Origin of the sequence: Marinirhabdus gelatinilytica, assembly GCF_003353425.1 — a bacterium.
Taxonomy (GTDB): Bacteria; Bacteroidota; Bacteroidia; order Flavobacteriales; family Flavobacteriaceae; genus Marinirhabdus; species Marinirhabdus gelatinilytica.
Window position 1 is genome coordinate 579,325 of record NZ_QRAO01000001.1, and the last position, 13,134, is coordinate 592,458.

General features: G+C 41.6%; 16 protein-coding genes. 6 read left to right on the top strand and 10 right to left on the bottom strand.

Annotation, left to right across the window (positions count from 1 at the left end; genetic code table 11):
* Positions 1-175: 175 nt before the first annotated feature.
* The 5 genes from nadD to C8D94_RS02595 all read right to left on the bottom strand — a co-directional run bounded on the left by nadD (position 176) and on the right by C8D94_RS02595 (position 3,736).
* Positions 176-817 carry a nicotinate (nicotinamide) nucleotide adenylyltransferase gene (nadD, locus tag C8D94_RS02575; RefSeq protein WP_115122330.1) on the bottom strand — a complete coding sequence of 214 codons (642 nt, stop codon included), beginning with the start codon at positions 815-817 and terminating at the stop codon, positions 176-178.
* Positions 798-1,412 carry a guanylate kinase gene (gene gmk / locus C8D94_RS02580; protein WP_115122331.1) on the bottom strand — a complete coding sequence of 205 codons (615 nt, stop codon included), beginning with the start codon at positions 1,410-1,412 and terminating at the stop codon, positions 798-800. Before gmk ends, nadD begins: the two co-directional genes overlap by 20 nt.
* 116 nt (positions 1,413-1,528) lie before the next feature.
* Positions 1,529-2,386: a YicC/YloC family endoribonuclease gene (locus C8D94_RS02585; protein WP_115122332.1), complete on the bottom strand. Its 858-nt coding sequence runs from the start codon at positions 2,384-2,386 to the stop codon at positions 1,529-1,531.
* Positions 2,387-2,433: 47 nt separating this feature from the next.
* On the bottom strand, positions 2,434-2,787 hold the full coding sequence (locus C8D94_RS02590) for an SdpI family protein (protein ID WP_115122333.1): 354 nt from the start codon (positions 2,785-2,787) through the stop codon (positions 2,434-2,436).
* Complete coding sequence (locus tag C8D94_RS02595) at positions 2,777-3,736, bottom strand: YheT family hydrolase (protein ID WP_115122334.1); 960 nt, start codon at positions 3,734-3,736, stop codon at positions 2,777-2,779. Before C8D94_RS02595 ends, C8D94_RS02590 begins: the two co-directional genes overlap by 11 nt.
* Positions 3,737-3,949: 213 nt before the next feature.
* On the opposite strand from C8D94_RS02595, the gene C8D94_RS02600 reads away from it, so the two are divergent.
* From C8D94_RS02600 to C8D94_RS02615, 4 genes are all read left to right on the top strand, one after another.
* Positions 3,950-4,699 (top strand): SDR family oxidoreductase, encoded by a 750-nt coding sequence (locus tag C8D94_RS02600; RefSeq protein WP_115122335.1) that lies wholly within the window; start codon positions 3,950-3,952, stop codon positions 4,697-4,699.
* A 101-nt stretch (positions 4,700-4,800) separates the two neighbouring features.
* Positions 4,801-5,391: a TetR/AcrR family transcriptional regulator gene (locus C8D94_RS02605; protein ID WP_115122336.1), complete on the top strand. Its 591-nt coding sequence runs from the start codon at positions 4,801-4,803 to the stop codon at positions 5,389-5,391.
* Positions 5,392-5,436: 45 nt separating this feature from the next.
* Positions 5,437-6,300 (top strand): alpha/beta hydrolase, encoded by an 864-nt coding sequence (locus tag C8D94_RS02610; protein ID WP_115122337.1) that lies wholly within the window; start codon positions 5,437-5,439, stop codon positions 6,298-6,300.
* 42 nt (positions 6,301-6,342) lie between these two features.
* Positions 6,343-6,819: an acyl-CoA thioesterase gene (locus tag C8D94_RS02615; RefSeq protein WP_115122338.1), complete on the top strand. Its 477-nt coding sequence runs from the start codon at positions 6,343-6,345 to the stop codon at positions 6,817-6,819.
* Here the strand turns inward: C8D94_RS02615 and C8D94_RS02620 are convergent, their stop codons facing one another.
* The 4 genes from C8D94_RS02620 to C8D94_RS02635 all read right to left on the bottom strand — a co-directional run bounded on the left by C8D94_RS02620 (position 6,820) and on the right by C8D94_RS02635 (position 9,456).
* On the bottom strand, positions 6,820-7,185 hold the full coding sequence (locus C8D94_RS02620) for a nuclear transport factor 2 family protein (RefSeq protein WP_115122339.1): 366 nt from the start codon (positions 7,183-7,185) through the stop codon (positions 6,820-6,822).
* Between the two features lie 47 nt (positions 7,186-7,232).
* Positions 7,233-8,147: a DMT family transporter gene (locus C8D94_RS02625; RefSeq protein ID WP_115122340.1), complete on the bottom strand. Its 915-nt coding sequence runs from the start codon at positions 8,145-8,147 to the stop codon at positions 7,233-7,235.
* 64 nt (positions 8,148-8,211) lie between these two features.
* A complete protein-coding gene (locus C8D94_RS02630; protein ID WP_115122341.1) occupies positions 8,212-8,568 on the bottom strand; it encodes an arsenate reductase family protein in 357 nt (118 codons plus the stop codon).
* Between the two features lie 123 nt (positions 8,569-8,691).
* On the bottom strand, positions 8,692-9,456 hold the full coding sequence (locus C8D94_RS02635) for a DUF3298 and DUF4163 domain-containing protein (protein WP_115122342.1): 765 nt from the start codon (positions 9,454-9,456) through the stop codon (positions 8,692-8,694).
* Positions 9,457-9,537: 81 nt separating this feature from the next.
* Here C8D94_RS02635 and C8D94_RS02640 point away from each other — a divergent pair, with 81 nt between their 5' ends.
* On the top strand, positions 9,538-10,680 hold the full coding sequence (locus C8D94_RS02640; RefSeq protein WP_115122343.1) for a cystathionine gamma-synthase: 1,143 nt from the start codon (positions 9,538-9,540) through the stop codon (positions 10,678-10,680).
* An 89-nt stretch (positions 10,681-10,769) separates the two neighbouring features.
* On the opposite strand, the gene C8D94_RS02645 is transcribed toward C8D94_RS02640, so the two are convergent.
* Complete coding sequence (locus C8D94_RS02645; protein WP_170134706.1) at positions 10,770-11,582, bottom strand: THC0290_0291 family protein; 813 nt, start codon at positions 11,580-11,582, stop codon at positions 10,770-10,772.
* 164 nt (positions 11,583-11,746) lie between these two features.
* Here C8D94_RS02645 and gdhA point away from each other — a divergent pair, with 164 nt between their 5' ends.
* Positions 11,747-13,090 (top strand): NADP-specific glutamate dehydrogenase, encoded by a 1,344-nt coding sequence (gene gdhA, locus C8D94_RS02650; RefSeq protein WP_115122344.1) that lies wholly within the window; start codon positions 11,747-11,749, stop codon positions 13,088-13,090.
* Positions 13,091-13,134: the final 44 nt, after the last annotated feature.

Sequence of the window (13,134 nt, forward strand, 5' to 3'; positions counted from 1 at the left end):
CCCACAAGCGGGTTTAGAGAACTATAAAATATTGAAAACTTTTTTGGTTGGTTATGACCGCCCCGAAATTCGATCTTGAATGTAGGGGCGGTTTTTTATTTGGACGTTCCCGAGCGGTCGCTCGGTCGGGCTTTCAGCAGTACACGGTACTTTGCTTCAATCCCTAACGCAAGGACTACCTATAGAAATTCATCTCATCCAGATATTCCCAAACATTCTGTGGGAGCATGGGACGGATGTTCTTGTCTTCTTTGATTGCTTTCCTGATAAATGTAGAAGAAAGCTCCATAATGGGGGCTTTTACCAAACGTATAGTTGGATGTTCAGCAGACACTCCCTTGGCTCCTTCAGGGTGGGATTTACCAGTAGTTTCCCCCTTGAGGGGGGCTAGGGGGGTGTTCACCCTTGGGTACACAAAGATTTCATACCGATCCAGGATAACCTCGTAGTTTTTCCATTTGTGAAGGTTCTTTAAATTGTCCTCACCCATAATGAGGCAGAATTGCTGCCGGGGATACTTTTCATCCAGCACAGCAAGTGTGTTTACGGTATAGTTTGGTTGCGGAAGGTCGAACTCTACTTTACTGGATTTGATTTTGGGATATTCTTCCAGCGCAATATCTACCATAGCAATGCGGTGGTGATTGTCCAACAAGGTACTTTTCTTCTTATGTGGGTTGTGTGGGGTAACCACCATCCACACCTCGTCAAGACCACCAAACTCTACCATATGGTTTGCAATGGTAAGGTGCCCTACATGGATTGGGTTAAAAGTACCAAAATAGAGGCCTATCTTTTTATTCTTCTTCGGTGACATCGTTAAAAATGGGTTTTGCGATGTGCTCTGCCACTAAGTCTTCAGCTTCTTCAAGCGCGTGCTGCAAATCGTCGTTCTCGATTATAAAATCGAAGCGTGGTGCCGTGGCCATCTCTACACTCGCTTTAGCTATGCGTATGTTTATCTTTTCCTCACTTTCGGTAGAGCGTTTTTTTAAGCGTATCTTCAGCTCTTCTACACTAGGGGGTTTTATGAAAACTGCTAGTGTACGTTCGGGATATTTCTTTTTAATGCGAAGGCCCCCCACTACATCAATATCAAAAATAACGTTCTTTCCTTTTGCCCAAATACGTTCTACTTCGCTATAAAGGGTCCCGTAGAAGTTGTCGCGGTACACTTCTTCCCACTCCAGGAATTCATCATTTTTCATCTTTTGCTTAAAATCCTCTATGGATAAGAAATAGTAGTCTTTCCCGTGCTCTTCTTCTCCTCGTGGAGCTCTTGAGGTTGCAGAGACGGAGAATTCCAGATTAAGTTCCTCTACACTCAGCAAATGGCGTACAATGGTAGTTTTGCCACTTCCCGAAGGTGCTGAGAATACTATAAGTTTTCCTCCTTTTTGTGATGTTGTCATATTTTCAATTCTGTAAAATTGAGCGTTCTATTTTTTTAAACATTTATATTAACCAAGAGACTGAGTGTACAAGTAAAGGCACTCAACTCAGTAACCTAAAAACTCAATCAACTTTTTTACAGTACATTGAGTGCCTGTTCTTTTATTTTTTCGAGTTCGTCCTTCATTTGTACCACGAGTTGCTGCATTGGGGCAAAATTGCTCTTGGAGCCTATGGTGTTGATCTCCCGACCTATTTCTTGAGAGATGAAGCCTAATTTCTTTCCGTTACTATCCTTAGAGTTTATGGCTTCCCGAAAATAATTCAAGTGGTTTTGAAGTCTTACTTTTTCTTCGGTGATGTCGTATTTTTCAAGATAATAGATAAGTTCTTGCTCAAAGCGGTTTTCGTCCACTTTTTCTTCCAATTCGCTCACGGCATTGCGCAATCGTTCTTTTACATTTTCTATTCTGGTGGCGTCTATCGCAATCACTTCATTGAGCAACCTTTCAATAGCGTCTATTCGCTCCAAAAAGTCTTTATTCAATACTTCGCCTTCATCAGTTCGGTAAGTATTTATTTCTTTCAGCGCAGTTTGGACTGCTTTTAAAATTTCAGCAAACTCACCTTCGTCAATCTCTTCGCGTTCAGTCTTTAGGGCATCGGGCATGCGTACGGCCATTTTGAGGAGCTCGGTCTCATCGCCATTTACCACTGCTTTTAATTGGTTAATATATTCGTTCACTACGGCTTGGTTCACCTTGGTAGTGGTTTCTTCTCCCGTCATCTCAATATAAAGGTTAAAATCTACCTTTCCTCGTTTTAGGGAGTTTGCCAACAAATTCCGAATCTCTAGCTCCTTTTCACGATATGACGAAGGCACCCGGGCATTTATGTCCAGATTTTTACTGTTGAGCGATTTTATCTCTACTGTTATTTTTTTGGTGGCAAGCTGGATGATATGCTTCCCGTAACCGGTCATGGATTGGATCATACGTCAAGATTTGGTGCAAAGATACGCATTTGTAACCCTTTGCTACTTTACTTAGGGTTTCCCTTTTTGTCGAAATATTTGTTGAGGTACACTTCGGTAGCTGGGATTATGGCAACGATAACTATGGTATGTATAATAATACTTACTAAAAGATTATGCTTCGGGTATAGAAAATACCCAAAGAGAGGAAGCCCCAAGCAATACAGCTGCCAAATGAACATAGTGGATAAGCTATAGTCATTTGCGGCCCGCCATACTTTTTCGTTGGCCATAGATCGTTTTGTGCGGTAGCCATATAACCAATTTATTTTCTTGGGCGGATTTTTCTTGAAAATATAGGCCAGCAGTACCATAAAAGCTATATAGCCAAGGCCAACCCAAAGTTGCGATTCATTGTCCATTTATAAACTCTACTGTTCTTTTTTCTGAATAATATACCCTATTGGTTTCATGAAATCCAACATGTCCCCCATGTTTGGGAGTTTCAAGATAAATATTCTTATGGTTATTTGCAATTCCATAGGGATAGCATTCTTGCGATAAAAAACTGTCATTCTTAGCATTTAAAATAAGCACGGGCACCATTATCTTGGGTAAATACTGTAGGCTACTACTTTGTTCATAATAATCATACGCATCCTTGAAACCATGTGCTTTGGCCGTGTACAGGTTATCAAAATCCAACAAGTTTTGAATCTTGCTCAATTCTCCGGCATTCATCGCATCCGGAAAATTGGGCATTTTCCTTTTGTATTTTTTTCGGAGGTCTTTAATAAAGGTCTTACTATACACTAGGTTTTCAAATTTAATGAGTTGTTCCAAAGCACCTCGCAGGTAAAGGGGAGCAGAAATGGCGACTCCACTTTTTACCTGTGCAGGTAAGTTGTCCCGTTCACCCAGGTATTTTAGCAGCACGTTGCCTCCCAAGCTAAACCCAATTAATGTAATTTCTTTATAATCGTAACATTGCAATATGTGGTCTATAAGTTCGGTGAGATCATCTGTCCTTCCAGAATTATAAGATAGGTACAGTCTGTTATCTTCGCCGCTACAGCCCCGGTGGTTCATTGCTGCAATATCCCAGCCATTCTCTGTCAAAACCTTTGCTTGTCCTTTTATATAGACCCTTTGGGCGTTGCCCTCCAGCCCGTGCAAGAGGATGGCTACTTTATGGCTCTTATCTCTAGAATAGGACCAATCTACATCTATAAAATCACCATCGCTCAATTCTAGCCGTTCCCTTTTTTGCAATACCCTTGGCACAGGCCGTAGCTTGGCCGAATAGATCGTTGCAAAATGGCCATTTTTAAAAAGACCTTTTGCTTTATATGGTGAAAATACATTGGGCATAAATGTGCTGTAAAACAGAACAGCTAAAATACAAGTTTACTATTGTATAGAACAACCCTTTATTAGCTTCAAGATGGCACCTTTTTTAGGACTATTGTAACACATGCTCACAATCTTTTCTAAATTATTTTTTTTGATGCCCTAGTTTCGATATTATCATACATAACAACAAATAGTTGTATTAGGATATAATAACAAACAAAAAAAGAAGCTATGAATAAATTTGAAGGAAAAACAATATTCATCACGGGAGGAACCAGTGGGATAGGTAAGGCCACCGCCAAGGAATTCTTGGACCAAGGTGCAAAGGTGATCTTTACCAGCCGCAAACAAGAAAATGTAGAAAAAACCGAAAAAGAATTGGGCGAAAATGCCAAAGGCTTTGTGAGTGATGCAGGAAAGTGGCAGGATATAGAGAACCTCACCAGTAAGCTTACTAACCACACAGACCAAGTTGATGTATTGTTTGTTAATGCAGGATTTGCTGGATTTAGCCCCGTAACGGAAACTACCCAGGAAGAATGGGATAACCAATTCAATACCTTGGCAAAGGGAGGCTTCTTTACGGCTCAGAAAACGTTGCCATTAATGAAGGAGGGAAGTAATATAATCTTTAATGCAAGTATTGTAACCGATATGGCAATGGACGGTGGAGCCGTATATAGTGCTGCAAAAAGTGCAGTAAAACACATCTCAAAAAGTTACGCCAATGAATTAAAAGGAAATAAAATTCGCGTAAACTCTATAAGCCCAGGCCCAATTGGGACCAATTTTTACAATGAGGCAGGGTTGCCAGACGAACAAAAAGAGAACATGAAGGAGCAAATCAAGCAACAAGTACCTATGAGGCGTTTTGGAGAGGCCAAGGAAATTGCCAAAACCGTAGCATTTTTGGCGAGTGACGATGCCAGTTATATCACGGGACACGATATCCAAGTGGATGGTGGTATGGTTCAATTATAGAATATTGTAATTTTTCACTAAACCTCAAAGGTCTGGAAGATCCTTGAGGTTTTTATATTCAGGATATTTTGATATTTAGATACCAATCGGTATCTTTGCGTATGCGAAATGCAGAAACCACAAAACAATTAATACTGAAGGAGAGTGCCAACCTGTTCAATACCCAAGGATACAAGGCAACTTCCATAAGCGATATCACCAAGGCAACCGGTTTGACCAAAGGGGCTATTTACCGTCATTTTGAAAGTAAAGGCCATCTGGAAAAACAGGCGTTACGCAGTCTGGGAAAATTGATGTTTACCGAACTTGGCGAAAAAATTAAACTAGCTCCTAATTTTCAATCTAAGATGGAAGCTACCTTTGCTTTCTTTGAAGAGTATATGCACACACCTCTCTACAAGGGAGGATGCCCCTTAATGAATGCTGCCGTTGAAGCAGACGATACCAACTCACCCCTGCGCCAGCAAACCTATAATATGCTGGCACAGCTTAAGGCATCGTTACAAAAAATCACCGAAAATGGTATTAAAAACGGGCAGGTGAGACCAGAGACGGATTCAGTATTTTACGCTACCATCTTTATTGCAACTCTTGAAGGAGGCATTATGATGAGCAAACTGGAACGCAATGATGACGCAATCACAAAAACCATTCAGCATTTAAAGAAATTGGTTGAGGAAATTTCAATCTAAAAAAAATTTAACACTATAGATACCGATTGGTATCAAACTATACTTATGAAAAAATTAGCCACAAAAGCCCTGGGCAAGTTTATTAACAGTACAGCAATACTATTCCCAAAATGGAACGCTAAGTTTACCTTTAATCTGCTTTCCAAGGTGCAGCGTGTAGGTATTTCAGAAAATGGTAAAGCATTCTTGGAAACGGCTACCCAGCAATATCTGGAAGTAGGTAACGAGTCAGCAGTGTTACACAAATGGGGCACTGGTCCAGAAAGCATTTTGTTACTGCATGGCTGGATGAGCAATAGCCAGCGTTGGAAACCGTATGTAGATTTATTGGATCTGGACCGTTTTACCGTATATGCATTGGATGCTCCGGGACATGGTTATGCAAAGGGGAACCGTCTCCATATTGAGATGTACCGCAAGGCCGTGGCTGCTGCCCTGCAAGAAATAGGGGCTGTAAACACGCTGGTGTGCCACAGTTTGGGAAGTTTGGCGGTGAGCTACTTGTTTTTGGAGAATCCCAGTGTGTCCATCCGTAAATATGTGATCATGGGAGCACCCTCAGGAATGGATGCTATTTTCGATTATCTCATAAAAATGTTGGGTCTTTCTAAGAGAGCCATGGCAAATTTGGACACTAAGGTTGTTACGGTGCTGAAGGTGCCACACCAAGAGATAACACTGGCAAATTTTTTCAGAAACGTAGATAATCCTGTACTGGTGGTCCATGACAGGACCGATGCTGTTACCCCATTCAAACCTATTGAAGAAGCGCTTTCAAACAATCAAGAAATAGAAACTTTTATTACTGAAGGATTACAGCACGACCTAAAAAGCGAAGCCGTGTACGAGCGTGTGATCTCATTTGTTCAAGACGCCAAAAGTTTCGTACTGCATAGTCATTCAGCTTAAATTTCTAAAATAAAAATTAAACAACCCCACAAACTATAATGTATGTATACAAAAGAATTTGAAGTCCGTTGGAACGATATAGATGCCAACCGTCACTTGGCCAACAGTGCCTATATAAACTATATGAGCCATACCCGTCTCAGCTTTATGTTGGAAAATGGTTTTGGCCAGACTGAAATGGTACAACACAACATTGGCCCCGTGGTTTTTTACGAACATATGTTCTATTTCAAGGAAGTGTTCCCGGGCAAACCCATAAAGGTCTCATTGCAACTGAAGGGGATTAGCGAAGATGGGATGTACTTTTCGTTTCTCCACAATTTTTATGATGAAAGAGGACGAAATGTGGCCCGTTGCGAAATGATGGGTGGTTGGATAGACCTCACCGAGCGAAAACTTAGAGCCTTGCCCGAAGTTTTGCTCAATAACCTGAACACATTGGAAAAGACGGAAGATTTTTATACCATCACAAAAGAAGACACCCGCCGTCATGGGCAGGTGCCCGAAAATCTAGAATAGTTATTCACCAGGATTGTCGTAAAAGAACTCTTCCTGTACAATTTTCCCGTCTTGTACTTGATACACCCCAACCTCGCTCATCGTACTGCGCTGGCCGCTGGGTTTATGGGTGGTGTCCATGGTGTGGCGTACGGCAAACCAGTTATCGGCCACGATGGGATCACTGGTCTCACTGCTGTGTACCTCAAAGTTTTCCTGCCACCATTGGCCTTTTTTCTGTACTTCTTCCATTCCTTTGGCTACGGGGAACTCTCCACCTTGCTCTTTGCTCACGATATTTGGACTGTACAATTGTTCATAGCATTTGCGCTCTTCTCCAGCATTGCACCATTTCACAAGATTATTGGCTATTTCTTCGGTTTTCATGATTGTAAGGTTTTAAAAATTAGAACCTTAAAGGTACGCTTTTAAATTCATTTTTTTGTTGCTGAAATGTTATGGGGAGGTTTCTTTTTTCGTGTCGTGAGAAATACACCCGCAAAAATTAAAATCGCTGCTACCACCCGAATGGGCGAAAGCGAATCTGCCCCCACCACAATAGCAAAGGCAACGGCAATAAGGGGTTGTAAATACATAAAGACCCCTATTACTGAAGGACTCAATTGCTTCAGCGCAAAAATGTTGAAAAGATACGTAAGTACGGTAGTTCCCACTACTACAAAGCCAAGCTTCCAAATAGCCGAAAATTCCAGGGTAGCCCAGCTTACTTCAGAAAATTGTGAAAATCCTATGGGCAGGTTTATAAAAAAGGCGATCAAAAACAGATATTTCATCAAGGTAATGGAGTTGTATTTTGCTACTAACGGCTTTACCAAGATGAGATAAAAAGCATAGGAGGCTGCATTTACAATAAACAGCAAATTACCCATCGGGATGTTTGGGGCATTAGGTTGTGTCTTGGCACCAAACAGAATAAGGGTGAGCGCTCCAGCCAAGCCCAGGGTTATCCCAACGGCCTTGAGCCAAGTAACTCGCTCTTTGAGAATGAAAGCAGAGAGAATGAGCAATAAAACTGGCGAAATTGTAATAACAACACTACTATTTATAGGGGTTGAAAGCTCCAGCCCCTTAAAGAACATATTCATGTTCAGTACCATTCCAAAACCGGCACAAGCTATAAAACGAAGCCAGTCTCGCTTGTCAATTTTTTCAGAAGGATAAAAGAAGCTAAGGACAAGGAACACCAAAGCGGCACCGCTCACCCGTAGCAATATGAAGCCATAAGGGCCAATAACCCCTGGCATTAAACCCTTGGCAATAGTGTGATTAATACCATAAATGGTACTGGCAGCCGTGGCAGCGAGCAATGCGAGTAGTCGTGGGTTCAAATAAAACGGTTTTTAACCTGTCAGGGTTTGGTTGGATAACAGTCAGGCAAGCTGTGTGTTTGTTTTAGCTACCGTGAATCGATTTCTTGGCCGCCTCAACGGTTTTTTTGCTATTACCTATAAAAATTTCGTCGTTATTTACAATTACGGGTCTTTTTAAAAATGTGTAATGTTCCAAGATCAGGTTGAGATAATCCTCATCCAACAATTTTTTGTCCTTTAGTTTTCGCTCTTTGTACAGGCGGGCTCTTTTGTTGAAAAGGGCTTCATAACTATCGGTCATATTGTACAGCTCTTCCACTTCATCTTCGGTAATTCCTTGGGTTTTTATGTCCTGGGTAATAAAGGACTGGGGAATATTTATCTCGTCCATAATGCGCTTACAAGTGTCGCAAGTACTTAAATAATATACTTTTTTCATGATGTGGGCTTTAGGGTTGTTCAGTACAAAATAAATTCATTTTAAATATCTATTCACCTTTTTAAAGTAATATTAACGTAGCTGAAATTTGTAAGCATGGAAATGTCTTCGACACCATGTAGATCATTTAAGTGAAACCTTCAGCAAATCTTCTATTTTGGAGATAGGGATTTCTAGCACGATGGGTCCTGCTGCGTATGGTGCGATCTCGTACTGGTTGTACTGAAGGGTGACGAACTCCTTGGAAATACCAAAGGTTTCAGGAAGGTAAAAAGTGTCATCCTCAAACCAGAACCCTGTAGCATTGATACTGTTTTGCTGCGGAATGTCGTGGTCTTTTCTGAAACGTGTTTCAGCAATCTCACTAAATGTTGAAACATCTTGAAAAACATCCTCATAGCCAAGCAATGCGCCGGATTTCGGGTCAAAATTCTCAAAGACCACCATGCCATACCCATGGGCCCCTCCCGTATACAAGTAGTTTCGGCAACTCACGGAAAGTAATTCTTTATTGTTGAAGGATTCCAGCACGGTAATTTCAGCAAAATATTCGGCAGAGAGGCCCGGGAATTCGGCACTGTGGGTACGGTACAACGCTATAAAATCTTCCATGGCCTTTTCAATCGTAGGGGCTGTGCTTCCGCTCTCGTCCTCGCCAACATATAGCGACTGGATGACAAAATCTTCAATTTCGGTATTGATTTTTTCTGAAGCTTCTGTCTTGCCATTCACTTTGAGGTATTCAATGGTTATTTCTGGACAGCTAACTTCTTGGCAACCGGACAGTTCTTTTTGGGTTATCTCCTTAGCGGTGGTTTCTAAGGGTTTTCGGCAACCGCCCAACAGTAAAAGTAATAGCGTTAGGCCGAGGTATATTTTGTTATTCATTTCACAAAATTACGACAGTTTTTCGAGTACGAAAGTAAACCTTTACTTTTGATACACTTATAAAGAAAAGACAATTTGTATATGAAATTCAATACAAAAACAATCCACGGAGGACAGCACGAGGTAGATCCAGCGTATGGGTCGGTCATGCCGCCCATTTACCAAACATCAACCTATTCGCAATCTACGCCGGGAGGTCACAAAGGTTTTGAATATTCCCGAAGCGGAAACCCCACACGGTCTGCCCTCGAACGCTCATTGGCAAGTTTAGAAAACGGAAAATTTGGTTTGGCATTTGCTAGTGGTCTTGCTGCAATAGATGCAGTTATAAAATTGTTGAAACCAGGAGATGAGGTAGTTTCCACAAGCGATCTTTATGGAGGGAGTTACCGCCTCTTTACCAAGATTTTTGAAGACCTTGGGATCAAGTTCCATTTCATTGGAATGGAAAATGCAGCAACGATCGAAAATTACATAAACGATAAAACCAAACTCATTTGGGTTGAGACACCAACCAACCCCATGATGAATATAATTGACATAAAGGCCACTGCCGCAATCGCCAAGAAACACAATGTGTTGTTGGCAGTAGACAGCACGTTTGCAACACCATATCTGCAGAAACCACTGGATTTAGGGGCAGATATCGTGATGCACAGTGCAACAAAATATTTAGGTGGCCATAGCGATGTGGTAATGGGTGCCTTGGTTGTTAAGGAAGAAAAATTGGCCGAAAAACTTTATTTTATCCAAAATGCAAGTGGAGCTGTTTGTGGCCCACAGGACAGCTTTTTGGTTCTTCGCGGAATTAAGACGCTGCACATTCGTATGCAGCGCCATTGCGAAAATGGAAAAGCTATTGCGAACTTCTTAAAAAACCACCCAAAGATTGAAAAGGTGTATTGGCCAGGGTTTGAAGACCATGCCAATCATGAAATAGCTAAATCACAGATGGAGGATTTTGGAGGAATGATCTCGTTTGTCACAAAGGGAAACGATTACGATCAAGCAATCAAGATTGTTGAAAACCTGAAAGTGTTCACCCTAGCGGAAAGTTTGGGAGGGGTAGAGTCATTGGCTGGGCATCCAGCATCTATGACCCACGCTAGTATTCCTAAGGAAGAACGTGAGAAAACAGGAGTTGTGGATAGCCTTATAAGACTCTCAGTAGGTATTGAAGATATAGACGACCTTATTGCAGACCTGGAACAGGCCATAGGCTAAATACAGTACCGTTAAACATAAAAAAGTGCGAAACCTATGTTCGCACTTTTTTACATTATTTTCTCTGGCAGGTTGAGCGGAGCCGAAACCTAATCTAAGTAATAAATATACCCAATATTCAGCCAATAGGTCCACTCGTTTGCCTTGTTTTCTGGCACAGGCCTAGTTCCGTTGTTGTCTAGGGAAGGATTAAGGCCATCAAGATAGTCTGTAAAATAGTAAGTCCACCTTCCGTCTAACATTAAATCACTAAGGGGTGTAAGCTTATATCGTACCCCTATACTGGTAACAATTGCCCATGTAGAACCTGCTTCTTGCTGAAATGCGTTTCTATATTTTTCAGGCGTTGTGGCTAAGGGCCCTCCTACAATGTTGAGTTCACCAAGATCTGAGGTCACCTCAGGATCGTATGAAACATAGTGTGCCCCCAAGCTAATGAATGGTGCTATTTTATAGGAACCAGCTGCAAAGTCACGGATACTCAACGGGAAATATTCAAGCTGCGAACCAATTTCAAAAACACTGGTCTTGCCTTTCATGGCACGCAATTGGTCTGCAAATTGCCCTTGTTGGTCCGGGTCTACCCAACGACCAAAATGCTCTAGATTTGTTACGTGATAGTCAATCTCGTTACGTAGCTTAAAGTGGTCGTTAAAATACGTATCCCTAGTATAACAGTTACAGTCTGCACGATACGAAAAATTAAGATAGTGAATGAGTCCTACACCAATCCCAATGTTCCCAGAGTTGGTTTCAAAGTCATTACGCTGCCCAAAGTCGGAATACAGGGCTACAGGGCCGGTAATTATCCCTACTTCGTGGGAAAAACCAAATTGGCTATAAACTCCTTGACATAAAGTGGTTAAGAAGAGAAATACCAATGCAAATTTCTTGGCATTCATGTTTTTTAGGTTTAGATTGAGACGTAACAAATATATAAAAACATATCTAACACGAAAATATATAGTGCACATTTGCCTTAAAGCTGAAAAAGTGTAGCAAATTTTACGATATACCTTATATTTGCACCTTATAAACGAAATCACTTTCATTAAAGTATATACAGATGAAACAAAGCATAAAAGATTTCATTTCTGAAGTAGAAAAAAGAAATCCTAACGAACCTGAATTTATTCAAGCAGTGACCGAGGTTGCAGAAACAGTAATCCCGTTTATTGAAAAAAATGAGGCTTACCAGGGCAAGAAGCTCTTGGAGCGCATGGTAGAGCCTGAGCGCACCATTATGTTCAGGGTCCCTTGGACCGACGATGCTGGAGAAGTCCAGGTTAACAGAGGTTATAGGGTAGAGTTCAACTCTGCCATTGGGCCATACAAGGGGGGGCTGCGTTTCCATCCTTCGGTAAACTTGAGTATTCTTAAATTCCTTGGGTTCGAGCAGGTCTTCAAAAATAGCTTGACCACATTGCCTATGGGTGGTGGAAAAGGAGGGAGCGATTTCAACCCGAAAGGGAAAAGCGATGCAGAAGTAATGCGTTTTTGCCAAAGTTTTATGACCGAACTAGCCCGCCACATAGGGCCAGATACCGATGTGCCAGCTGGAGACATAGGTGTGGGAGCCCGTGAGATAGGGTATATGTTTGGACAGTACAAACGATTGCGGAATGAGTTTACCGGTGTCCTTACAGGAAAAGGAAGATCCTACGGTGGTTCCTTGATACGTCCCGAAGCAACAGGGTACGGTAATGTGTACTTTGCAAAGAACATGCTGGCAACACAGGGTGAGAGCTTTAGGGGGAAAACAGTGGTGATTTCAGGTTCTGGAAATGTAGCGCAATATGCTGCAGAAAAAGCACTGGAATTTGGAGGAAAAGTGGTAACACTTTCAGATTCTGGAGGATATATCTATGATGCTGAAGGAATCAGTACCGAAAAGCTTGCCTTTGTAATGGAGCTTAAAAATGTAAAAAGGGGAAGGATAAGTGAGTATGTAGACAAATACCCTTCAGCAAAATACCACGAAGGAAAACGTCCTTGGGGAGAGACTTGCGATATCGCATTACCTTGTGCGACCCAAAACGAATTGAACAAAGAAGAAGCGCAAACTTTGGTAGATAATGGTTGTATGTGTGTGAGCGAAGGTGCAAATATGCCTTCTACCCCAGAGGCCATTGAGGTCTTCCAGAAAGCAAAAATCTTGTTCGCGCCAGGAAAAGCTTCCAATGCTGGAGGTGTGGCCACCTCAGGACTGGAAATGAGCCAAAACTCACTTCGCCTAAACTGGACAGCCCAAGAAGTAGATGAGAAACTCCATAACATCATGAACGATATTCACGCAGCCTGCGTAAAATACGGTAAGGATGGTGATGGTTACGTAGATTATGTAAAAGGAGCAAACGTAGCAGGTTTTGTGAAAGTTGCAGATGCCATGTTGGCTCAAGGTGTAGTATAATCTTGTCTGAAATTTTTTTTAAAAGGCTATCCCTTAAAAGATGG